The sequence below is a fragment of the Paenibacillus sp. sgz302191 genome (assembly GCF_057749925.1).
Genome location: NZ_JBYLHY010000012.1, coordinates 1 through 22,804 on the forward strand (window position 1 = coordinate 1; position 22,804 = coordinate 22,804).

At 51.2% G+C, this 22,804-nt stretch carries 19 protein-coding genes and 1 pseudogene; 11 read left to right on the forward strand and 9 right to left on the reverse strand.

What is annotated here, in order from left to right; genetic code table 11:
• Window positions 1-422 precede the first annotated feature (422 nt).
• The 3 genes and pseudogenes from AC3G2T_RS17990 to AC3G2T_RS18000 form a co-directional block, all read right to left on the reverse strand.
• A pseudogene (locus AC3G2T_RS17990) lies at window positions 423-949 on the reverse strand (YdeI/OmpD-associated family protein).
• Between the two features lie 41 nt (window positions 950-990).
• Window positions 991-2,166, reverse strand: a complete 1,176-nt coding sequence (locus AC3G2T_RS17995; protein ID WP_474687230.1) for an MFS transporter — start codon at window positions 2,164-2,166, stop codon at window positions 991-993.
• A gap of 64 nt (window positions 2,167-2,230) precedes the next feature.
• The gene (locus AC3G2T_RS18000; RefSeq protein ID WP_474687228.1) at window positions 2,231-2,695 is read right to left on the reverse strand and encodes a VOC family protein; all 465 of its coding nucleotides are present in this window, start codon (window positions 2,693-2,695) and stop codon (window positions 2,231-2,233) included.
• A gap of 101 nt (window positions 2,696-2,796) precedes the next feature.
• On the opposite strand from AC3G2T_RS18000, the gene AC3G2T_RS18005 reads away from it, so the two are divergent.
• Both AC3G2T_RS18005 and AC3G2T_RS18010 read left to right on the forward strand, forming a co-directional pair.
• Window positions 2,797-3,723, forward strand: coding sequence for a helix-turn-helix transcriptional regulator (locus AC3G2T_RS18005; protein WP_474687226.1), 927 nt, complete (start codon window positions 2,797-2,799; stop codon window positions 3,721-3,723).
• Between the two features lie 110 nt (window positions 3,724-3,833).
• Window positions 3,834-4,196, forward strand: a complete 363-nt coding sequence (locus tag AC3G2T_RS18010; RefSeq protein WP_474687225.1) for a tyrosine-type recombinase/integrase — start codon at window positions 3,834-3,836, stop codon at window positions 4,194-4,196.
• Window positions 4,197-4,597: 401 nt separating this feature from the next.
• Here the strand turns inward: AC3G2T_RS18010 and AC3G2T_RS18015 are convergent, their stop codons facing one another.
• On the reverse strand, window positions 4,598-4,864 hold the full coding sequence (locus AC3G2T_RS18015) for a hypothetical protein (RefSeq protein WP_474687223.1): 267 nt from the start codon (window positions 4,862-4,864) through the stop codon (window positions 4,598-4,600).
• A 476-nt stretch (window positions 4,865-5,340) separates the two neighbouring features.
• On the opposite strand from AC3G2T_RS18015, the gene AC3G2T_RS18020 reads away from it, so the two are divergent.
• Both AC3G2T_RS18020 and AC3G2T_RS18025 read left to right on the forward strand, forming a co-directional pair.
• Window positions 5,341-6,948: a PucR family transcriptional regulator gene (locus AC3G2T_RS18020; RefSeq protein ID WP_488436416.1), complete on the forward strand. Its 1,608-nt coding sequence runs from the start codon at window positions 5,341-5,343 to the stop codon at window positions 6,946-6,948.
• A 62-nt stretch (window positions 6,949-7,010) separates the two neighbouring features.
• The gene (locus AC3G2T_RS18025; protein ID WP_474687220.1) at window positions 7,011-7,556 is read left to right on the forward strand and encodes a chromate transporter; all 546 of its coding nucleotides are present in this window, start codon (window positions 7,011-7,013) and stop codon (window positions 7,554-7,556) included.
• A 44-nt stretch (window positions 7,557-7,600) separates the two neighbouring features.
• On the opposite strand, the gene AC3G2T_RS18030 is transcribed toward AC3G2T_RS18025, so the two are convergent.
• A complete protein-coding gene (locus AC3G2T_RS18030) occupies window positions 7,601-8,470 on the reverse strand; it encodes a metallophosphoesterase (protein ID WP_488436417.1) in 870 nt (289 codons plus the stop codon).
• A gap of 111 nt (window positions 8,471-8,581) precedes the next feature.
• On the opposite strand from AC3G2T_RS18030, the gene AC3G2T_RS18035 reads away from it, so the two are divergent.
• Both AC3G2T_RS18035 and ytxJ read left to right on the forward strand, forming a co-directional pair.
• Entirely contained in the window at window positions 8,582-9,919 is a 1,338-nt protein-coding gene (locus AC3G2T_RS18035) for a 5'-deoxyadenosine deaminase (RefSeq protein ID WP_488436418.1), read from the forward strand.
• A gap of 81 nt (window positions 9,920-10,000) precedes the next feature.
• Window positions 10,001-10,342, forward strand: coding sequence for a bacillithiol system redox-active protein YtxJ (ytxJ, locus tag AC3G2T_RS18040; RefSeq protein ID WP_474687215.1), 342 nt, complete (start codon window positions 10,001-10,003; stop codon window positions 10,340-10,342).
• Between the two features lie 47 nt (window positions 10,343-10,389).
• Here ytxJ and AC3G2T_RS18045 read toward each other — a convergent pair whose 3' ends face one another.
• The gene (locus tag AC3G2T_RS18045; RefSeq protein ID WP_488436419.1) at window positions 10,390-12,474 is read right to left on the reverse strand and encodes a putative bifunctional diguanylate cyclase/phosphodiesterase; all 2,085 of its coding nucleotides are present in this window, start codon (window positions 12,472-12,474) and stop codon (window positions 10,390-10,392) included.
• A 163-nt stretch (window positions 12,475-12,637) separates the two neighbouring features.
• Here AC3G2T_RS18045 and AC3G2T_RS18050 point away from each other — a divergent pair, with 163 nt between their 5' ends.
• Window positions 12,638-13,525, forward strand: a complete 888-nt coding sequence (locus AC3G2T_RS18050) for a DMT family transporter (RefSeq protein ID WP_488436420.1) — start codon at window positions 12,638-12,640, stop codon at window positions 13,523-13,525.
• 86 nt (window positions 13,526-13,611) lie between these two features.
• Complete coding sequence (locus tag AC3G2T_RS18055) at window positions 13,612-14,904, forward strand: MFS transporter (protein ID WP_488436421.1); 1,293 nt, start codon at window positions 13,612-13,614, stop codon at window positions 14,902-14,904.
• Window positions 14,905-15,136: 232 nt separating this feature from the next.
• On the opposite strand, the gene AC3G2T_RS18060 is transcribed toward AC3G2T_RS18055, so the two are convergent.
• On the reverse strand, window positions 15,137-16,300 hold the full coding sequence (locus tag AC3G2T_RS18060) for a M20 family metallopeptidase (RefSeq protein ID WP_488436422.1): 1,164 nt from the start codon (window positions 16,298-16,300) through the stop codon (window positions 15,137-15,139).
• 1,723 nt (window positions 16,301-18,023) lie between these two features.
• Here AC3G2T_RS18060 and AC3G2T_RS18065 point away from each other — a divergent pair.
• Both AC3G2T_RS18065 and AC3G2T_RS18070 read left to right on the forward strand, forming a co-directional pair.
• Window positions 18,024-18,329: a hypothetical protein gene (locus AC3G2T_RS18065; RefSeq protein WP_474685521.1), complete on the forward strand. Its 306-nt coding sequence runs from the start codon at window positions 18,024-18,026 to the stop codon at window positions 18,327-18,329.
• Between the two features lie 90 nt (window positions 18,330-18,419).
• Window positions 18,420-19,073: a GDSL-type esterase/lipase family protein gene (locus AC3G2T_RS18070; RefSeq protein ID WP_474685522.1), complete on the forward strand. Its 654-nt coding sequence runs from the start codon at window positions 18,420-18,422 to the stop codon at window positions 19,071-19,073.
• Window positions 19,074-19,109: 36 nt separating this feature from the next.
• On the opposite strand, the gene trhA is transcribed toward AC3G2T_RS18070, so the two are convergent.
• Both trhA and AC3G2T_RS18080 read right to left on the reverse strand, forming a co-directional pair.
• The gene (trhA, locus tag AC3G2T_RS18075) at window positions 19,110-19,742 is read right to left on the reverse strand and encodes a PAQR family membrane homeostasis protein TrhA (protein WP_474685523.1); all 633 of its coding nucleotides are present in this window, start codon (window positions 19,740-19,742) and stop codon (window positions 19,110-19,112) included.
• Window positions 19,743-19,929: 187 nt separating this feature from the next.
• Window positions 19,930-22,092 (reverse strand): HelD family protein, encoded by a 2,163-nt coding sequence (locus tag AC3G2T_RS18080; protein ID WP_488436423.1) that lies wholly within the window; start codon window positions 22,090-22,092, stop codon window positions 19,930-19,932.
• Window positions 22,093-22,272: 180 nt separating this feature from the next.
• Between AC3G2T_RS18080 and AC3G2T_RS18085 the strand changes: the two genes are divergently transcribed.
• Window positions 22,273-22,752, forward strand: coding sequence for a glutathione peroxidase (locus tag AC3G2T_RS18085; RefSeq protein ID WP_474685526.1), 480 nt, complete (start codon window positions 22,273-22,275; stop codon window positions 22,750-22,752).
• Window positions 22,753-22,804: the final 52 nt, after the last annotated feature.

A 22,804-nucleotide genomic window follows, 5' to 3' on the forward strand; every position in this document is an offset into this window, starting at 1 on the left:
TTCTAACGTGATGGGGATTTCCCCCATCCATTCAGATATGAAGTTAGGTCTCTTTAGAAACCCCCTAGTTTTGTTGTTCATTTCTGAGCAGGTTGTCTAGGAACAACGCGCACGGGTAGTACCAGCGTAGCTGAAACTACCCGCAAACACATGGATAAAATTGTAAGGACCCTCCACTTTTGAGAGTTCTCTTTATGAATGATAAATGTACCAATTGTAGCCTGTTCGTTAAACTACGTACCCATAGTAACGGGGATGTCCTTTCATAGGCATACAGGCAACCTCCTCGACCGGATTGCCTCTATATGTGAACGCGCGGTTGAAGACGGGTTGGATGTGACGTTTACTGTTAAAGTGTTGGCGAGATCTCTTTCTGCTATAATCTGGCTGGCTTAAAGGTTTGAAAATTGCCACAGAGCAACTTAAATATCTAGTAGACGTCCATTATCATTCCATTGGCCGTACATTTTGTTTTCTCTCGTGTTTGCTATGAATTTGTCTAATCTGCTATCAAATAATTCCGGTTGATTTTTTATGCTTTGTATCGTGTCGATCCGAACTCTTTTATACAGATCCGGAAATGCCTTGAAGTTCTCATATACTTGCTTTTCCTCTTTCAGCCTTTGCTCTATAACCGAATCGATTCGAAAAGAATCGTAATCCATATCAGGAAGAACCTTTCTTCCTTCGTCTGTCATCAAACCCAACTTTTCGAGGCGGCGGACACGTTCTTTATTCAATTCAGTCCATTTTCAGATATTTTCTTCTTGACTCCATCGATCCATCCAAAGCACAAAGCTTCCTCGACCGCGTCCAAATATAAGAGCGTATCCGATTTGGGCGCCATACTAACCAAGACCCAACAATATTTTTTAGTTTTACTATTTTCCTGCAGCCAAAACCTCAACTCTTCTCTCGATTTTACGGGAATTAAATGATCCAGTTCCATATTTGAAAAAGAATTTCCTTTCTACATTTATCATATATCCGTTAATTCATGCTTGCTTTCTCAACATGTGATTTGGAAATTGCTGCTTTTATCATGATCAGTATGAAAGTAAGCGACAAAAGCATAATACCGCTCCAGATAAGCTGATGCGCGCCCAACTGGGAAATAAACAAGCCGCCGATCCATGTCCCTACCGTAATGCCAACATTAGAAAAGGAAACAAATAAGCTGTTACCGAATTCGGAAGCTTCTTTCGCATCAGTCATCAACAAGGCTTGACTTAGAATAAGTCCCCCGGAATGCACAGCTCCCCACACAAATACGATGACCGCCATCGGCCAAAAATGAGAACCCCAATAATAAGTAAATAAGTAAATGACCGCATATACGAGAGGAAACAGGATAACCGTTTTTGTCATGCTTTTGTTCAGAAAGAACCCGAACAAGAAGTTCCCTGCAATCATGGTGACGCCAAAGATCATCAACATCACGCTGATCCAGGTACCGTTCATATGGGTGACTTCTCCGAGATATTCGGCAAAGTAGCTATAAATCGAACTCATCGCTGTAAAGATCATCACCACGATCAAGATCGTTAACCACAATTGAGGTTTGCGCAATATGCCGAGCTGCTTGCCGAAAGACATTCTTTCCTTAACAGTCATTGAAGGAAGCCAGACCAGTATGCCTATAAAGGCAATGACGCTCACAATAGCTCCAAACAGGAAAGCAGCTTCCAGCGAAATTTTTGTGGAGAGATAGGATGTAATCGGCACGCCAAAAGCGAATCCAACGGTTACTCCGGCCATAACCTGGGTGACCGCTTTGCCGCTCTTTTCGGGAGGAACAAGGCTGGCAGCGGTCGCGAGCGCAATCGAAAAAAAGACAGAATGAAAAAACGCAGGAACAATCCGGAAAGCCAGCATAACTTCGAACCTGGTCGTATAAGCATACACCAAATTAGCGATGGCAAACATCAGGATAGCGGAAAGTAAGAGTGCTTTTCGATTCATGCCGGAAGCGAGTAATGTTAGGAATGGGCCTGAAATGGCAACGATGAAAGCAAATGCACTCACAAGGTACCCGGCCTCCGATGGTGCTATATGAAACTTTTGAGTGACTTGGGGAAGAACTCCGATCATGCCCATTTCAGTTGTTATGATGCCAAATATACCTAAAGCCAGAAAAAAGATAAGCGAAGAATAGCTATTTTTCATAAATCGTGCCTCCATCAGTGCATAAAAAAATGGCCTTCAGTTGCAAGACCATTTTCAGAATGAGTTACTGTTTGTTGGATATTATGTTATCAAGAAACTGATCTGCGTCACTATTGAATTTCCAGTTAACCCCAAACTTATCAATTAGCATTCCAAAGCACGAAGACCAAGGATAATTGGATAACGGCATGATGACATGGCCGCCAAGGGACAATTGACCAAAGTATTCTTCCAGTTTTTGCTTATCTTCGATGACTAGACTAATCAGAATAGTATTCCCTTTCACCAGCTCGCCTGTTACCGCCTTCATTGAAGGCAAAATGTCCGACATCATGATTTTCCCGCCTGCGAATTCTATGGAAGACTCCATGATCATATTTAACTCATTTTCCGGCATTGGGTAGTTTGGATCTTGCGGGATATCCCCAAATTTCGCTTTTTTTACTTCAATTGCGCTTAAAGCCTCCGAATAAAATTCAATCACTTGTTCTGCATTTCCATCAAAGTTTAAATATACAATAGCTGCCATAAAGCAATACCTCCTTCTTGTTATAAATGTAGTATACTTTATAAGAGGTGACAGCAGTATGTCACCGTTTCATACTAAAGTAGAAAAAAAGAGGGGAACCGATGGAAAAAGTTGAGAGATTAATCTCTATCATTATGATCTTGCTGAAAAAAGAGGTTGTTTCCACCAAAGAATTCGCGCAATTATTTAACGTTTCCAAAAGAACGATTCTTCGCGATATGGAAACCTTGAGTTTATCAAACATCCCTATCTATTCGGTCATTGGAGTTCATGGCGGCTACGGCATTATGGATGAATACAAGGTTGATAAACGTCTTTTAAGCAGCTCCGACTTAGAGAATATATTGACTGCGCTCGGCGGATTGGAACAAATTCTAATTAGCGAAGAAGTTGAAGTAACGATCAGAAAAATAGAAGCCATGGTTAGTCCATTGGCTCCGAAAGGTTCAATTCAACTGTCTTTTTATGATTGGGAGGGTCGGTCTGAGATTCGTCAAACCTTGAAGACATGTCAGGAAGCCATATTAAAGAGAAGATTAGTTTCATTTGATTATATAGATAAAAATGGCACTGCGACGAAAAGAACTGTCGAGCCCTATCAGCTTCATTTTAGCGAAACGAGTTGGTATTTGAAAGGATTCTGTTTACATCGCATGAGATATAGAACGTTCAAATTATCTCGGATCGATCATCTTAAAATGAATGAACAAACGTTTAGCCCTAGAGATGATTTGTTGGAACAAGAGCAGGAAGCAAGTTATCAACCGGAACTAGTCACAGTCAAGGCGTTGATTTCGCCTGGCATAAAAGATCAATTCATTGAAAGGTACGGTCGAAAGAGTATTGAAAACTACAGTTCTGAATATTTCTTAGCCACCATCTATGTTCCTCAAAACAGTATTGGCTTTCAGTTTTTAGCGAGTTTCGGGACAAATCTGGAAATAGTAGAGCCGAAGACCTATGTTGAAGAATATCGAGATTATTTGAATAAAATGGTGGAGAAGTATACTTCAAAAGGCTCCCATTAACATCAAAATGTTGGCGGCGCATATTCTTAAAAAACTATGCTGCCTGTTAGCTCAGTCCCCTATGAATAATATAAGTTCCGATACTCACTCTTTTAGGAACTTTTCAGGGTATGATGATCGTGAAAACGCTCCCGAAGACCTTTAAAGAGTTGCTGGCCATGCACGCAGATTCGATGAAAAAGAAGAAGGCGGTGTATTTATTTGAATCCTCCTGGAAGAAAAAATACACCGAGCGAGGAATCCGCAAAATTTTGGCCAAATACTCCGTGGAAGCTGAACTGGCTCAAAATCTGTCACCACACATGCTCCGCCACTTTCTGCTGACCTGGCTGAAAAAGCAAGGAATCGATGATGCACTGGTTCAGCCTTATTCCGGGCATGAAAGCCGAAAATCGCTGGAAGTATATTCGAAACTAGCTATCACCGATGCACAGTTTGAATATAACGAGGTCATCAATAAGTTTCCCGTATAATTTCTGCTACTTTGCGGGTGGTGTCAGCGACGCTGTTACTACCCCATGAAGGCGGCCGACCCACATAGGTTGGGGCAGAGTGGCTGCTGCGGCCTCAACGCTTTCTCTAACCCGTCACTTGATCAACAATCTGATTTTTTATATGAAAATAGTACGCGGCAGACTTGAATTATTTTCATCTTTGGAGTGACACCGGCGACGTTATGGGAGTTTTTGCAGGTTTCTACACGGTTACAGAGATACGCCTCTCCAGTGTACGTTTTTCTGAGAAGCCTGAAATTTGCAGTTTTTTGCGATAAAACGTAGGGTTAGGCCCCTTCTGAACGATAATTCCTGTACAATCGCAGGTTTTTCGCAAAATGAATCGATTCCAGCGAAAAAGCCTGCAAAAATACATGAATTTACGTCTTTGATCGCCATCCATGAAGAATTCCTGCAAAAGTGCAGGCTTTTCGCCGAACATATGGACCCGGATTCACTTTCAGCGAAAATTCCTGCACATTTGCAGGTTTTTCGAGAAAATAGACCAATTTAAGAGGGAAAACCTGCACTTTCGCAGGTTTTTTCGTTACCATGCTGCTTCCTGGCCAGTTGTCCAGTTTTACGACCAATATGTCGCTACTTTCTTGGGCAACCTGCATTTTGCAGGTTTTCATGCTGCTGCTCAACCACATCAGACTCGCGAAGAAGGGTCATTTGTGCAAACCAGCCCAAGGCGGTGGGATGGTTACCTGCGGAGGCTGCGCACGCGGTTCCCGGTGCGCGGTGCGGAGGTTACGCACGTAGCTCCCGATGCGCGGTGTGGAAGCTACGCGTGCGGCTCCCGGCGTGCGATGTGGAAACCTGCGCACGCCGTTCCCGGTGCGTGGTGTGGAGGCTGCGCACGCGGCCCCCGGTTTTGCGCCGTGTGACGGCGGTCGGTCGGCCACATGCGGCACGCTGTCTGGCGGTTTACACCGACAAGCCGATCAATTTGTCTTTTCTACAAATGACATATTTATGTCATTTAACATAACATATAATTGAAAAAATTTCATGAAAAATTCATCATTCCCGCATTTATGTAATAAAATATAACACAAATTCATTGACTGAACGGTAGCGGCATCCTATAATCGATAAAAAGACGTAAGGGGGAATCGTTATGCATCTTACCATTCGAGAGGCGTTAACCATTTATCCTTTATCTGAAGCGAAGTTGGTAGCGGGCAAACAGGGAGACTCGCGCATTGTCAAGTCCGTGAATGTCATGGATGCGCCGGATATAGCGGATTGGACAAAATCGGGAGAAATGCTGTTTACGACGGCTTTTGCCATGAAGGATAACCCTCAAGAGACGGTCAATTTGCTGCGCAAATTAAATGACCGGGGGGCTGCGGGGCTGGGCATCAAATTGGGGCGGTTTTGGTCGGAACTGCCGAAGGTCGTCGTCGAAGAGGCGGATCGGCTGCATTTTCCCATTATTGAAATGCCGTTTCAATTTACTTTTTCCGATCAGATGAACGCACTCTTTAACGCGGAATACCGCCGCAATACGCAGGTGCTGCAAAGTGTGCTCGATAAGCAAAAAAAGCTGCTGCAATTCGGCTTGAAGCAGGATGACATGGCCTCGATGTTTCAATGGATCAGCGATATTGTCGGGTATCCGATGGCGATTGTGGGAGCCAAAAATCAGGTCATGTACAACACAAGCGCATGGAGCACCGAGCAGCTGCAGTTCAATTGGCCCTGGAAGCGCAAAGCGGGCTGGGTGCACGCGGGAAAAGAACGCGCATACCGCGTCGCTCTGATGCAGCAGGACGATGAGCATCTGGGCAGTCTGCTGGTCATGCCTGATGCCGTGCTGCTGGCGAACGTGGAGGAAGGGCTGTTTCAGCAGGCGGCGGATATTTTGTCGTTTCACATGGGTTTCACGTTCAGGTCTCATGTGGAAGCGTCGATGCAGAGGGATCTTCAGAACAGCCTCGTCCGCTATCTGGAGAAAGGAGCTCCCCTTGAAGAGTTTTTGGAGCAGGCGCGCGCCAGAGGCGTCAACCTGTTTACGGGAGCTTACCAATGCGTCGTTGCCAAAATGACCGGCATGCCGCCGCTCGCCGAAGACGGGCAATTCCGCAAGCTGAAGGAGCTTAAGCAGTATTTGGAATCCCAACCCAAATCTTCGAGTCTGCGCGCGCATCATTTTGCGATGAAGGATCAGCTGTTTTCGATTTATTCGACCTCGCTTTCCGACGGCTTTCCTGAAGAGGAGCTGACTCAACTGCTGTCCAAATATGCGGCGGATGCCGTCAATGTGGAGGACGACGGGGAGGTGGCCTTCTATGTGAGCCCGGTGAAGCTGAAGCCGCCGGCGCTCCGGGAAGCGTACATGGAATGCCAGGAGACGCACAGGCTTGCGGGGCGGTTGAAGCTGCACGACCGGGTGCTCCATTTTGAGACGATTGAGTTCGCGCATCTTTTTCAAACGGTTCCTTCCGCCGTCATGGAGGATTATTGCACGAAAATTTTGCGGCCGCTGCTGGAGAAGGATGCGGAGTATTCGCAGGAGATGATCCGCACGCTGGAAGTGTTCATCCGCAACGACGGGCAGGTCAGCGAAGCGGCGAAACAGCTGTTTATTCACCGGAATACGGTGACTTACCGGCTGGAGAAAATCAGCGATTTGCTGCAGGTCGATTTTAAAAAAGTGAACGATTTGTTGAAACTTAAAGCAGTGTTTTTGTTCCGGCAATTTCTTCACGTTAGACAAGATTAGTTGAGATCGGAATGCCATTCGTGTATTCTTGATTCAAATGCTGCAGGAGAGAGTGGAGAAATATGTGGTTGAAATTGTGGGAATTATTTATCGGTTTTGGAAGATCTACGATGCTTGGTTACGGCGGAGGGCCTTCGATTATTCCTCTGTACGAGCATGAGGCGGTAGGCAGATTCGCCTGGATGAACAAGGAGGAGTTCGGTCAGGCGCTCGCTTTCGGCAACGCGCTTCCCGGGCCGATTGCGACGAAATTGGCCGCCTACATCGGCTTTAAGGTCGCAGGCTGGCTTGGCGCGACTGTGGCCGTGTTGGCCGTCGTGATGCCGACTGCGCTGCTGATGGTGCTGCTTGTGGGCGTGATGAGCAAGCTGTCGGGCAATTCCGTCATTCGCGGCATGATCAAAGGCATTCAGCCGGTCATCTTCGTTATGCTCGCGATGCTTGCTTACGATTTTATCAAATTCGCTTTTGCGCCGATGGACGGTCCGGTCAAATTTTTGCCTTTTCTGATAGCGGCCGCTTACTTTATTATGGTGCAATATTTAGGTTTGAGCTCTGTGTGGGGAATTATCGGCGGTTTGGTGGTGGGAGCGTTATTCATGAGATGACGCAAGAGGTGGAATCGTAAGCCCTGGGCAGCTTCTACGGAAGCTCAGGGCTTTTGCTTTTCAAGCGTAAGGACGGTGATTTCCGGCCGGCACAAAAAGCGCATCGGCATCAGTGTCGTGCCGATCCCGCGGGTCGTGTACACTTGCATCTCGGACCCGGCTGCGGTATAATGCCCCATTACATATTTATCGCCGAGGGGTGGGGTGACCAGGGCGCCGATGAACGGGAGCCGGATTTGGCCTCCGTGCGTATGCCCGGACAGCTGCAGATCGATCGCTTGCTTGGAAGCCTTGTCGGCAAAATTGGGCGAATGCGACATCAGCAGGGTGAAAGCTCCGGAATCCGCACCTTTGAGGGTTTGGGCGATGTCCGGATTGCCTGTCAGCATATCCGCTACGCCGGCGATTTGGATGAAGCCGTCTTTGTGGCGTATCGTCTGGTGCCGGTTGACCAAGGTGGTGAAGCCGCCTCCTGCGAGCATGTCTTCGGTTTTTTTGACGCCGGAATATTTATCGTGGTTGCCCAGCACGGCCCATTTGCCCAACGGCGCTTCTAGCTGCGACAGGATTTCGCTTGTTGCTGCGGGATCTTCCGTTACGGACGTATCGAACAAGTCTCCTGTAAAACAAAGCAAATCCGCCTGCTCGCGCGCAATCAGGTCGACTACTTTTTGCAAATGACCGAGATTAAAATGGTGGCCGATATGAGTGTCGCTGAATTGCAGCAGTTTGATGCCGTGAAAAGCTTCGGGAAGCCTTTTGAAACGGAGCGTATGGCGCATAATTTCGTAGCGGCGCGGCTCCACAAAGGCTGAGTAGCCAGCTGTCAGACCGCCTGCAGCGAACAAGGAGCCGGCAAGAGCAAGCCCTTTTTTAAAAAAAGAACGTCTAGTCATAAGCTGAGGATTTGGCATGTATACTCTTCCTCTTTTGGATAAGTTTTGCTTTCATTATAGCAGCATCCGAGCGGAAGATGCGAATTATGGGATGCAGTCATCCCCAATTGGAAACCGGAGGTATGTACAATGGCAGGAATAGTGATTCAAGGAGCGCAAATCGTCACGATGAACGGGCAGGAGGAAGTATTTGTCGGCGACGTCAGGGTCGAACGGGACCGGATTGTCGAAATCGGGTCGTCCATTGCGCCGGAAGCCGGCGATGAAGTGATCGACGCAGCGGGAAAAGTGCTGATTCCCGGTTTGATTCAAACGCACATTCATTTGTGCCAAACATTGTTCCGCGGCCAGGCGGACGATCTCGAGCTGCTCGATTGGCTGCGCAAGCGGATTTGGCCGCTTGAAGCTGCGCATGACGAGGAATCCGTCTATTATTCGGCGATGCTGGGACTCGGCGAGCTGATTCGCAGCGGGACGACTTCGATCGTTGATATGGAGACGGTCAATCATACGGATTCGGCGTTCCGCGCCATGTCGGAGAGCGGCATTCGCGCGTTGTCCGGCAAGGTGATGATGGATTACGGCTCGGAAGTGCCGAGCATGCTGATCGAGAAGACGGACGACTCGGTTCGGGAAAGCGTGAAGCTTTTGGAGAAGTGGCACAACCACGACGGCGGCAGGCTGCAGTATGCGTTCTGCCCGCGGTTCGTCGTCTCCTGCACGGAGGAGCTGCTCATCCAGGTCAGAGATTTGTCCGCTCAATATGGGGTCAAAGTCCATACGCACGCCTCGGAAAATCAAAAGGAAATCGAACTGGTCGAAGCTCAGCGCGGCATGCGCAATATCGTCTATCTGGAGCATATCGGGCTTGCGAATCCGAATTTGATCCTCGCTCATTGCATTTGGCTCGACGAACAGGAGAAGGAAATTCTTCGCAAACACCGCGTCAAAGTGAGCCATTGCCCGGGCTCCAATCTCAAGCTGGCCTCGGGTGTGGCCGAAGTGCCCGATCTGCTCTCCAGGGAGATCATTCTCAGCCTGGGCGCGGACGGTGCGCCGTGCAACAACAATCTTGATATGTTCCACGAAATGAGGCTGTCCTCGCACCTGCAAAAGGTGCAGCATGGACCGACGGCCATGGACGCGAAAACCGTATTTCGCATGGCGACGATGGGCGGCGCTCGCGTCATGGGGATGGAAGAGGAAATCGGCAGCATCGAGAAAGGGAAAAAAGCCGACCTTGTGCTGGTTGATCTCAACGATTTCCACACGTATCCTTCTTCCGAAGTCGACGTTTACGGCAGACTGGTGTATTCGGCGACCCGCGCCGATGTGGAAATGACGATGATCGACGGCAAAATCGTCATGAGGGACCGCATCATCCGGACGATTGACAAGCCTACGGTGCTGAAGGAAGCGAACCGCTCCATCGAGCGGCTTTTGAGAAGGTTGCCTGACATTCATTGATTCCGTCGGCATCACCATTTGCATATGCCGCTCCCTTAAATTATAATAATTCTCAAGTACGAGAGGGAGGGAGTTATTCATATGTCTACATGGAAAGAATTGACTACGCTAGAACAATGGCAGCAAGTTTTGGAGCAATCCTCCGGTAAGCCTACCGTTGTCCTGAAGCACAGTACGGCATGTCCGGTAAGCGCGAGCGCGCTTGAAGAGTACGATGAGTACCTGGCTGGCAGCCCGAACGAAGACGTCGACTATTATTTGGTTAAAGTGATCGAAACCCGCCCGGTATCCAATCAAATCGCCGAGGATTTGGGGGTCAAGCACGCTTCGCCGCAAATTCTTTATTTCAAAAATAAAGAGTCGATCTGGAACACTTCACACTGGTCGGTCACGACGAAACATATAACAGCCGTGCTGAATTAATGAAGAAAAAGCCTTGAGGACAGTTTGACGGTCCCCGAGGCTTTTTTTTAATTGAAATTTCCGTCCAGCAGCGTGGAAAACAGCGAGGCCGGCATCGGCTTGCAGAACAGATAGCCCTGCATTTCGTAACATCCGAGCCGCGGCAGCGCATCTTTTTGCAGCTCGGTTTCGACCCCTTCGACGATGACGCCGAGGTTCAAATTTTGCGCGAGTCCGACGATAGACGCAACGATCGCGGATTCCGAACGGTTCGTTATGTTGGTAATAAAAGAACGGTCGATTTTGAGCCGGTGAACCGGGAACTTGCTTAAATAGCTGAGCGATGAAAAGCCTGTCCCGAAGTCGTCGATCGAGATTTGGACGCCCAGGGACACAAGTTCGTTCAACCGCTCGATGATCGGCTCAGTGTTGTGCATCGCGATGCTTTCGGTAATTTCCAGCTCCAGCGAAGCGGGAGGGAGGCCGGTTTGATCGAGCACCTGCTTCACGGAGCGGACGAGTTCCTCGTCTCTGAGCTGAATTTGCGAAAGGTTGACGGCGATGCGCAGGTCCCCGTGGCCCTGTTCCTGCCATCTTTTGCACTGCTTGCAGGCAATTTCCAGGACGCGCGAGCCGATCGGAACGATCAGGCCGGTTTCTTCGGCAATGGCGATAAAATCGCCCGGGTACAGAAGATCGCGCGTCGGATGATCCCAGCGTACAAGCGCTTCCATGCCGACGACGGCATTCGTGTTCACATCGATTTGCGGCTGGTAGTGGACGACAAATTCATCGTGCTGCAGCGCTTTGTGCAGCTCGTTTTCCAGCTGGCGGCGGTGAATGGCTTCCTCGTGCATCGCTTTGGAATATATTTTCACATGGTTTTTGCCCTGTTCTTTCACTTTATACAGAGCGGTGTCGGCGTTATGGATCAAATCTTCCGCATGACAGCCATGCTCCGGGTAGAACGCCATGCCGATGCTGACCGACAAGTAAAAATCTTGACCCTGCACGGCAAAAGGCTTGCGAATTTCGTGCAAAATCCGCTCCGCAACCGGCGCGGCGTCGTCCTGACCGCTGATCAGCGGCAGACAGACCGTAAACTCGTCGCCGCCCATGCGCCCGACCGTATCCTGCTCGCGGACGCTGCTTTTCAGCCGCTTGGCGACCTCTTTCAAAACCTGATCGCCGACTCCGTGTCCGAGCGAATCGTTAATGAATTTGAATCCGTCCAGGTCGAGATACAAAATGGCGATTTGGCTGCGCTGGCTGTCGGCTTCGCCCAGATGCGACATCACTTTCCGCTCGAACATTCTGCGGTTGGGCAAGTCTGTCAAGGCATCGTAGTAAGCCATGTATTGAATTAAATCTTCGGCTTCCTTTTGCTGCGTGATGTTTTTGGCTATGAAGTAGACGCCGCTGATGGCGCCGTTGATCGAAATGGGCACGAGAATGACGTTAAGCTCGATGCGGGAGCCGTTTTTATGAACAATTGCGGTTTCAAAATTTTGCGGCCGCCCGAGCAGCGTGCGCTCCAGCCGTCCGATGATTTTGTCCAAATGTTCCGGCACGCAAAGCTCCCTTAGCGAATGCTGACCAAATTCCGCCTGCGAATAGCCGGTCAGCTTGCAGGTTGCGGGATTGAAGCCGATCAGATTGCCTGACGAATCAAGCGAGACGACCGCATCCGGATTGTTGTCAAACAAAGACTGGAACTGCTGTCTGCTTTCCAGGAGGCTCCGTTCGGTCTTTTTATACTCTCCCACATCCCAAATCATGCTGGCGTAAGCGACGATGCTCCCTTCCTGATTGCGGATCGGGGCGACCGTCTCATTCACCTGAATATTCGTGCGGTTTTTATGCTTGCGGCGATGCTCCATTTTGTCGTATTCCCATCTGTGGGCAAGAAGCAGCTTTTCATACGCGTCCAGTTCCTCTTCAGGAATGGTCGGCAGGGGGAGGCCAAGCAGCTCTTCTTGATGCCAGCCGAACATTTGCTCGAAATTATGATTGATATACTTCACATGATGCTGAAGATCGCAAACGGCAAAAGCTACTGCAGCGTGCTCCATTAAAGCTTCGACCACTTCCTGGATGTAATGTGGATCATATTCCAGTTTGTTCCATTGTTCTATGCTATTGGATGACGTCAACAGTGCAACCCCCGATTATCACAAATCCGAATTGTATCGATTAAATTATATATGAAAATGTTGGAATTGAAAAAGTTTTTTGTCAAGTGGTTGGCAAGCCGCCCGTCCTTCGATATACTAATACGGCAACTTATGCCAGATGAAGACACCGGGGAGTTTACGTATGCCAATCAACAGTAAAATCAAAGTACCGCTTATTTTATTTCTTGCCGTTGGAATTATTGCCATCTCTTTTTCTGCGATTTTTGTAAAATGGTCGGATGCGCCCGCCTCGGTGCTGGCCATGTACAGGCTGCTTTTGACCAATGTGCTGATGCTGCCTTTTGTCTGGCGGTATATGGCCGAAATGTCGCGCATCTCTGTGCGGAACTGGATTCGGATCGCGGCTTCCGGCGCCGCCTTGGGCCTGCATTTTTTATGGTGGATGGATTCGCTGAATTACACGACCGTAGCAAGTTCCACCGCGATTCTTACACTGGAGCCGATCTTTGTCATGCTGGGATCTTTTCTGCTGTTCAGTCACCGGACAAGCCGTACGGCGGTGCTGAGCATGATTATGGCCATTGCCGGAGCGATCTTCATCGGGTGGGGAGATTTCCGCTTTTCCGGCGAGGGGCTCAAGGGAGACCTGCTTTCTTTGCTGGGGACAGTTGCAGTTGCGGTTCATATGCTGCTGGGCAAAAGCTTGCGCGAACACATCTCCGCCTTTGTCTACAGTTTTTTTGTCTTTTTGAGCGCAGGACTCGTTCTTGCGGTGTACAACGTTTGCATGCGCAAGTCATTTACGGGATATTCGCTTGACGACTGGGGCGTGTTTCTGCTTTTGGCCGTCGTGCCGACCGTGTTCGGCCACTACATATTTAACTGGCTGCTGAAATATATGAACGCCGCATCGGTATCCATGACCGTGTTGGGGGAACCGCTCGGAGCCTCGTTGCTCGCTTACTTCCTGCTGGGAGAATCCATTACGGGAATGCAGATGTGGGCCGGGTGTCTGCTGCTGCTTGGTGTCGCTATGTTTCTGCGCAGCAGTGAAGGGAAGGGGTCATAAATTTTTTTGAGCATTTATTGAACTTTGGTCAATTGAGGTAAGGACAGGGGCAGGGGCAGGGGCTTGTCTAATAACGGAGGTGGCTCGTGAAATTTCGGGATTTTCATCGCAATGTTAAGATTCGTTTTTATCTTTCGTTTTTGTCTGGAACCGCCAACAATATGGTGCTGCCGTTCATGTCCATTTACTTTTCCGGAAAGCTGGGAGATACGACTGCGGGTTTGGCCGTTATTGCGGGCATCCTGGCCGGTTTGGCCGCCGGCATTTGGGGAGGCTACTATGCGGACCGGATCGGCCGCAAAAAGCTGATGCTCACAGCCGAAGCCGGGTGCACGGCGGCATTTGCCGCGATGGCGATGTCCAACTCGCCCTGGTTCGAATCGCCCGTCGTCACTTTCGCGATGATGATTCTCGTCAGCATGCTGTGGGGGCTGCACGCCCCGGCGAACGATGCGATGCTGCTCGACGTCACGGAGCCCGAATCGCGCAAATACATGTACGCGTTCAAATATTGGATCAACAACTTGTCGCTTGCGGTTGCCGGCATTGCAGGGGCGTTTTTGTTCAAATCGTATTTGTTCGAACTGTTTGTTTTGCTGACTTGCATCGGTCTGATCACTTTGCTCGTGACTTATTTTTTCATCGAAGAAGTGTACGTGCCCTTCAAAGCGGCGGATGCGCAGGGCGGCGAACGCCCGAAAGCGATGTCCCTGTGGGCGAACTATGCGCAGGTTATGAAAGATTCGACATTTATGGTATTTACCGTGGCGTGTCTTTTGCTCGTTTCGGTAGAGTTCCACACGGGCAATTATGTTGCCGTCCGACTGGGCAAAGAGATGATGGACGCGCCGTTCATCGATTGGGGCACCATTTCCTTGCACGTCGATGGCCTACAGATGGTCGGCTTTTTGCGGACGGAAAATACGGTGCTTGTCGTGCTGCTTTCCGCAGCTGCGAGATTCGTTATCGGACGGTTCCCGGACAAAAAGGTGCTGTTCGTCGGATATACGCTGTATATTGCCGGTTACAGCTATGTGGTATACAGCAATCAGCCATGGCTTCTGCTGCTGTCCATGCTTATCGCAACGTGCGGCGAGTTGATGTATGTTCCCGTTAACCAGGCGTATTTGGGAAATATGGCGCCGGAGCACGCAAGAAGCTCTTACATGGCGGTAAACGGCATGCTGTACAAAATCGCTCTGCTGATCGGCGGGGGCGGCGTCATCCTTGGGAGCATCCTGCCTTCGTGGACGATGGCCGTATTGATCGGCTTGACCGGAGTTGCAGGCATGCTGCTGTTTTACTCCATCGTGCACCGCCTCGACCGGCGCAAAGAGGACGGCCGCTCTCCGCGGAATGCCGCTGCCGCTTCGACATGAGGCAGGTGTCCGCGATTGCTCCATCGCGCACCGCCTCGACCGGCGCAAAGAGGACGGCCGCTCTCCGCGGAATGCCATTGCCGCTTCGACTTGAAGCAGGTGTCCGCGACTGCTCCATCGTGCACCGCCTCGACCGGCGCGAAGAGGACGGCTGCTCCCCGCGGAATGCCGCTGCCGCTTCGACTTGAAGCAGGTGTCCGCGAAGGCGGCGGCCGCAAGTTTTTGAAGGGGCTTACTGGCCGGCTGCAAACTCGGCTTTGATTTTGTCGAGCAGCTCCTTGTCGGCTATGGCGTCGTAAGCGGTGAAGGCCAAAGCTTTGGCGGTGAAAATCATGCCTTCCAAAGCTCTGTCCTGCATCGCCAAATCGCGGAACTCTTTGGTGTGAAGCATATGTTTCTCGTCCACGACTTTGACGAACGGATGAATGGTCGGGCAATGCGTCGAAACGTTGCCGAGATCGAGCGATCCGTGATCTTTGCCGGTTTCAATCTCGTCCTCCGCGATGCCCATTTCCGCAAGGTTGCGCGTAAAAACCGCCGACAGCGTCTCATTCGTTCGCAGCTCGTCGTACGAATACTCGTAGTTGGACGTTTGCAGCGTGCAGCCCGTTTGGAGAGCGGCGCCTTCCGCGCAGCGCAGTACTTTTTGCACGAGTTCGTCCGTATAGCTGCGGGAGGCGGACCTTACGTAGAACTGCGCGGCGGCGTAGTCCGGAATGATGTTCGGCGCTTTGCCGCCCTCGCTGATAATGCCGTGAATTCTCGCGTCCGATTTGACCTGCTGCCGCATCGCGTTGATGGAGTTGAACAGCTGGAGCACCGCATCCAGCGCGTTAATGCCTTCGTAAGGCTGCGCAGCGGCATGGGCGGAACGGCCGAAATATTCGAACTGTATCGCGTCCATCGCGAGCGATTCGCCGGATTTCTCATACGTATAGTAGGGATGGGCCATAAGCGCAATGTCGACGTCGTCGAACAGCCCGGCTTCGGACATCGGCACTTTGGCGCCTTTCGTCTCTTCGGCGGGGGTTCCGTATACGCGAATGCTGCCGCCTGTTTCCGCGAGGACGGACTGCAGGCCTACGGCCGCCCCGATACTCATCATGCAAATCAAATGGTGCCCGCAGGCATGGCCCAGCTCGGGAAGCGCGTCGTACTCGGCCAGAAAAGCGACGACAGGTCCCGGCTTGCCGGAATCGTAGGTGGCGAGAAACGAGGTGGGTATGTCCAGAATCCCGCGCTCAACCTGAAAGCCATGGGATGCCAACTGTTCGGTAAGCTTGACGGCGGCCAAAAATTCCTGATGGCCCAACTCGGGATTCGCCCCGATAAAGCCGGATATTTCTTTGAATTTGCCGGCGTGCCGGTCTATAGTTTGCGCGATCATCGTTTTCATTTCGCAAAAACTCCTCGTTTGAATAATGATTGAAAAACATCGTTTCGCGGGGACCTCCACGCGACGATGAAAAACCATCGTCCCCAGCAGCGTCAGCGGCGATAGGTGCCTCCATCGGGCGCCGAGCCGAAAATCAACGTTCTAGCATTGGAACGTGAAGCGTTGGCTGCGTGGAAAAAGATACGCCGGTATACTTGCTAGCGAGTTAAGCGTAGGGGCAAGTGAATTGCTTGCTGGCAGGCCCATATGGCGGCGAACGAGATACTTGTTAGCGAGGCTGTACGTCGGCGAGCGAAAAATATGCTCGCCTCGAATCACTAGCCCGCGTGCAAAAAACCTGCAAAAGTACATCTTTTTTGCGTCGAGAAGCGCTGTCCGCGAAATATTCCTGCAAAACTGCAGGCTTTTCGCTGGAATTATGGGCCCGGCCGCCTCTTAGCCGGAAATTCCTGCACAATTGCAGGAATTTCCCGAAATCGGCCCGCTTCCCCCGAAAAAGCCTGCACTTTCGCAGGCTTTTTGGGCTGGCAAGCCGCCATGCCATCCTTGCAGGCGAGGCCTACAGAGTGGTGAGCGGAAAAACATGCTCACCAGGGAATCACTAGCCGCGCGCAGAAAGCCTGCAAAAGTACATCTTTTTTGCGTCGAGAAGCGCTGTCCGCGAAATATTCCTGCAAAACTGCAGGCTTTTCGCTGGAATTATGGGCCCGGCCGCCTCTTAGCCGGAAATTCCTGCACAATTGCAGGAATTTCCCGAAACCGGCCCGCTTCCCCCGAAAAAGCCTGCACTTTCGCAGGCTTTTCGGGCTGGCAAGCCGCCACGCCATCCTTGTGGCGAGGCCTACACAGCAGTGAGCGGAAAAACATGCTCACCAGGGAATCACTAGCCGCGCGCAGAAAGCCTGCAAAAGTACATCTTTTTTGCGTCGAGAAGCGCTGTCCGCGAAATATTCCTGCAAAACTGCAGGCTTTTCGCTGGAATTATGGGCCCGGCCGCCTCTTAGCCGGAAATTCCTGCACAATTGCAGGAATTTCCCGAAACTGGCCCGCTTCCCCCGAAAAAGCCTGCACTTTCGCAGGCTTTTCGGGCTGGCAAGCCGCCACGCCATCCTTGCAGGCGAGGCCTACAGAGTGGTGAGCGGAAAAACATGCTCACCAGGGAATCACTAGCCGCGCGCAGAAAGCCTGCAAAAGTACATCTTTTTTGCGTCGAGAAGTGCTGCCCGCGAAATATTCCTGCGATAGTGCAGGCTTTTCGCCGAAATTCGAGGCCCAGCCGCCTCTTAGCCGGAAATTCCTGCACAATCGCAGGAATTTCCCGAAACCGGCCCGCTCCCCCGAAAAAGCCTGCACTTTATACGAAAATAAACACAGTAGAGCTGAATTATTTTCATTCTGTGGGGTGACGTCCACGGCGTCATGGGGGTTTTCGCAGGCTATTTCGGGCTGCCAAGCCGTCAGGTTCAACCGGCTGCGCCGTGCCACCCATCGTGGGTTTTCACACAAACGAATGTGCAAGCCCGAAAATTAATTACTGCGGAACCGCTCGACGGTCGCTAAAAACGCCGTTCCGCGCAGCATGGACGACTGTTTTTATCCCCCGCTCGAACACGATGAAAAAATATTCTTGGTTTCATTGTAGTACATTTGAGGGGGAACTACCACAAACGCGGAGGCTGGGTTACAATAAGTGGACGACACGTGCAAGAAGGAGGCAATGGGTATGATGAAATACGGTGCGGATCCGGTAGAGCACGATTTTGCGCTATTTCGCAGGGAAGTGGAAGCTCGGGGGCAATGGGTTGATGTGTACCTCGACCTGAATTTGAAGGAAGGGCAGTATTTGCCCAACGGCCTGCAGGAGCCGGGGGTTCTCGTCATATGCAATCATGGCGGCGAGCCCGTGCAAATCGTGCTGCAGGACGAGGGCTGCGACTGCGAATATCAGTTTACTTTGACGGAAAAGGCGCAAATCGAAAGGTTTGTCGAGGAGCAGTGCAAGCCGCAGATGCTGCTCGCGAGCGAATAAAAACTTCCCGCCGGCGCGTCGTCCGGCCTTCCCAATCTGGGCGCACCCGCATACATTGGTAGTACGTCGGGATTTGGGGAGAGGGTTGTGATGAAGAAGGCGATCCATTATCTGGCATTCGGTGATTCCTTGACTGTAGGCTATGGGGCAAAGGCCGGGCAAGGCTTCGTGCCGCTGTACCGGAAAAAAGTGGAGAAGGCGCTGAACGTGCCCGTCCATTTGACTCAGGCAGGTACGAATGGCGCGACTACCGGAGAACTGCTCGCCAAGCTCGAAAAGGAGCCCGAACTGCGGGCTCATGTCAAACAGGCGAACTTGATCACGATTACAGCCGGTGGCAACGATTTAATTCAAGCTGCCATTCCTTATTTTTACCAGGGTAATGCGAACCTTCTGAAGTCGGCGCTGCAAAAATATGAAGCGAATTATAAAAAGCTGCTCGCGCAGCTGGAAGAATTGAAAAAAGGCGCTGGGGCGCCTTATCTCATCGTTTTGATCGGATTGTATAATCCGCTGCCGCAAGTGCCCAATTCCGCTTACTGGATCAGGCGGTTTAACCGGTTTTTGCGCAAGCAGGCGAAGGAGGACGTCCGCGTCGTGCAAATTTATGATGCTTTTGTCGGCAAAGAAAGCAAGCATTTGGCCGAAGACCACGTCCACCCGAACGCCAAAGGCTACGGGCTGATTGCCGCCGCGCTCGAACACGCCGTCTCCGTCGGTCAACTGCAGCATTTGCTGGCTTAACGGGAGCCATGCGGCCGGTCAGCGGCGCCAAAAGCTTTACAGCGGTGCGACATAAAGGAATATGGAGAAAAAGTGGCAAGCGCTGCCTGCCAGCACGAATGTATGCCATATGGCGTGGTGGTAGCGGACGCCGCGCCATACATAAAAGATTGTGCCGAACGTATACAGCAGTCCGCCGGCAATAAGCAGGACGATCCCGCCGGTCGGCAAATGGTCATAGAGCGGCTTGAAGGCGAACACAATGAGCCAGCCCATCAATATATAACAGATCGTGGACAGTACGATGAATCGTTTGACATAAAAGATTTTGAGCACGATGCCGACGAGTGCCAAGCTCCATATGACGGCAAAATACGTCCAACCGAGCGTCCCGCGCAGCGTAACGAGGAGATAAGGCGTGTACGTTCCGGCAATGAGCAAATAAATTGCGGAATGATCCAGAATCTCGAACAGATCTTTGATTTTCGGTTCGCTGACGCTGTGCAGCAAAGTGGAGCACGTATACAGAAGCACCAGGGTGACTCCGAAAATGCTGAAGCTTACAATATGCCAGGCGTCTCCATAACGGCTGGCTTGAACGATCAGCAGAATCAAGGCGGCGATACTGAGTGCGGCTCCTATGCCATGACTGATGGCGTTGGCCCGTTCCTCTCGAAGCGAGTAGTCCATATGCTTTCCCTTCTTTCTTCCCAATTTCATTCGTTGTTTTTGGCGATTGGTTCAGCCACTACTAGTTTGGACGCTCGCGGAACGCGTATACCTTCATTCGTTTTGAACAAAATGCAAACCGAAAAAAAGAGACACACAGCTTGGGCGGCCGCCGCGTTGCGGTCACCGGAGCTATGTGTCTTATTGGTTATTGTGGAAAATCGGTGGTTACGTAGGCCTCATCCCGAATATCGATCAGCGGCGACAGCTCGCCGGGGGCGATCAGCCAAAGCTCGTGAAGGGCGCGGGTACAGCCGACATACAGCAGCTTGGCGTCCAACAGGTTCGCTTCGTACTGACCCGCGATTGCGTCCATAAGCAGGACGGCGTCGAACTCGAGTCCTTTGGCGATGTAGACCGGAAGTACGGAAAGGCCGCCGCGGTATTCCCTTTGCCCAGCCGTAATCAAATTCGCCTCAATGCCTGACGCAGTCAGCGCTTCGTGCAGCTCCAGAGCCTGCTTCTCCGTCCGCGCGATGACAGCGATCGTGTTTGCATCGCCTTGTTTGAGCTTCGTCACGGCTTTTACCAGCATAGGCAGCCGGTTTGCGGGGGCGGTCTGCAGCACGCGCACCTTGTCTCCGCTGCGGAATACAGGGACGGCGAGCAGCGGATTGGGCACGCCCCGGGTGAGCACCTGATTCGCAAAATGGATGATTTCCATCGTAGAGCGGTAGCTTCGTTCAAGCTCGAAATAAGCCGTTTCGTTTTCTTGGAATAAACTGGAAAATTCTTTCCATTCGACGATGCCTTGATAGGCATGGATGCCTTGCGACAGATCGCCCAAAATCGTAAAGGAGCCGCTGCGTGTATAAGAATCCAGCACGGCAACCTGGAACGGCGAGAAGTCCTGCGCCTCGTCGATAACGACATGATCGAACATCCGGTCTGATGCGATGCCGTGCAGACGGGTATGAATGTACAACAGCGGCGCCAGATCTTCCGGCTGCACTTCTTTTTTCTTGAACGGCTTCACCGTGGAGCTGACGATCGAGTCGGGAATTTGCCGCAGCAGCTCAAGCGGAAGGCTTGAGGGTCTGCCCGTCTCCGAAAAAATCAGCTTATACAGCGAGAATGCCGTATGCTCCGGCCATCCGGTCAAATACGTGCGCAGCTTCTGGGACGATTTTTTCTTCAAATCTTTTTTGCGGCTTGCTTCCCAAATTTTTTCCAGCTGCATCTCCGTCCACCGCTTAATCCGCGCGACGACGCGCTCACGGCGTTTGGCTAACGGGTAGTGCTTGTTTTCGACGAAAAACCATTCGCGGATCGTGGCGATCGGCAGCTTGGCGCCTTCCCACGGAATGAAATCCGCAGCCGGAACGTACGATTGCTCGAACCGGCTCAGGCAATCGTCCAAATAGCGGAGGAAGGCGGTGGAGCCTTTGAAGCGCCCCGGCGCGGAATCGTCGATAACCGGCCGTTTGCTGCCGACGGCGAACCAGGTTTGCAGGGCGAGGGAAGGGTCGGCCATTTTGACTTCCTGATCCAAAATATCGAGCGTCCAGTCGGTGAACGTGCTTTGCTGAATATTGCCGACGCCGAGCTCGGGGAGCACGCCGGAGATGTAGTCGAGAAACATGCTGTTCGGCGCGAAAATAATCATCCGTTCCGCACGGATTTGCTCTCTGTATTGATAGAGCAAGAACGCGAGGCGGTGGAGCGCGACGGTCGTTTTACCGCTTCCGGCGACTCCTTGAATGATCAGCGCCGTGTTCTTGGCGGCGCGAATGATGCGGTCCTGCTCGGCTTGAATCGTGGACACGATGTCGCGCAGCTTATTGTCCTTGTTCTCGCCGAGCCTGTAAAGCAGGAACTCGTCGCCTACGGCGAGCGAATCCTGATCGCGGTCATAAGTATCGACGACCCGCTGCAAAATTTGCTTGCGGATGACGAGGTTGCGTTTCAAATAGACGAGGCCTTCGATCAGCCCGTCCGGGGAATCGTAGGCTGCGGCGTCCAAACCGCCTGTAAACGAGTAGAACAGGCTGGCTACCGGCGCGCGCCAGTCAATGACAAGCAGCTGCCCGGTGTGATCGTCTTCTACGCCGACTTTGCCGATGTACAGCGGAACGGGGCTGCCTGACGCATTTTCTTGAAAGTCAAGACGCCCGAAATACGGCTCCTCTACGGCTTTGGACAAGCTGCGCCGGCTTTGATCGCGAATCCCTTCGAGCGCCTGCTCGGTTAAGTCAGGGCCGTAATAAACCGGGGTCGCGCGCAGCCTTTCCAACTGCCGGTCGATTTCTTCGCCGGTTTGTTCCAGACGCTGCAGTTCTTCTTGATAGGCACTTTGAGTCTTTGTGTCCAAGATCAGTTACCTCCTAAGAGTTAATGTGTTGGTAAATAAAAACAGAGTAATCAACTATATCACATGAAAGGTTGGCAGGCAACTTTAGCTTCAAGGTCGTCCGAAAGCATTGGTAAAATGCTGGAAAGCAATGTTATAATGGACAAGTCGGGACATTTCAAAATAAAGGAGAGAGCATTTATGTCGATCTATGATATACAAGTACAAACGATTAAAGGTGAGGAAATTTCGCTTTCCGCGTTTAAAGGCAAGGTGCTGCTCATCGTCAATACGGCCAGCGCCTGCGGACTGACTCCGCATTATAAAGGGCTGCAAGAGCTTTACGAAGCATTCAAAGAGCGGGGTTTTACGGTTCTCGGGTTTCCCTGCAACCAGTTTGCCAATCAGGAGCCGGGAACGAACGAAGAAATTCAAAGCTTCTGCGAGCTGAACTATAACGTCACATTCCCGATGTTCGCCAAGGTGGACGTCAAAGGCGAGCATGCTCATCCGCTGTTTGCTTATTTGGTGAACAACACGCCCGAGCCTTACCGGACCGGCGATATCGAATGGAACTTCGTGAAATTCCTCGTCGATGCCAGCGGTCAAATCGTGAAGCAGTACAGCGCCCGCACGGAGCCTGCCGATATCGCTGCCGATATTGAATCCTTGCTGGCATAACCGGCAAAAAAACCAGTTGCACAGCGGACAACGTGCCGTTATAATCATTGTA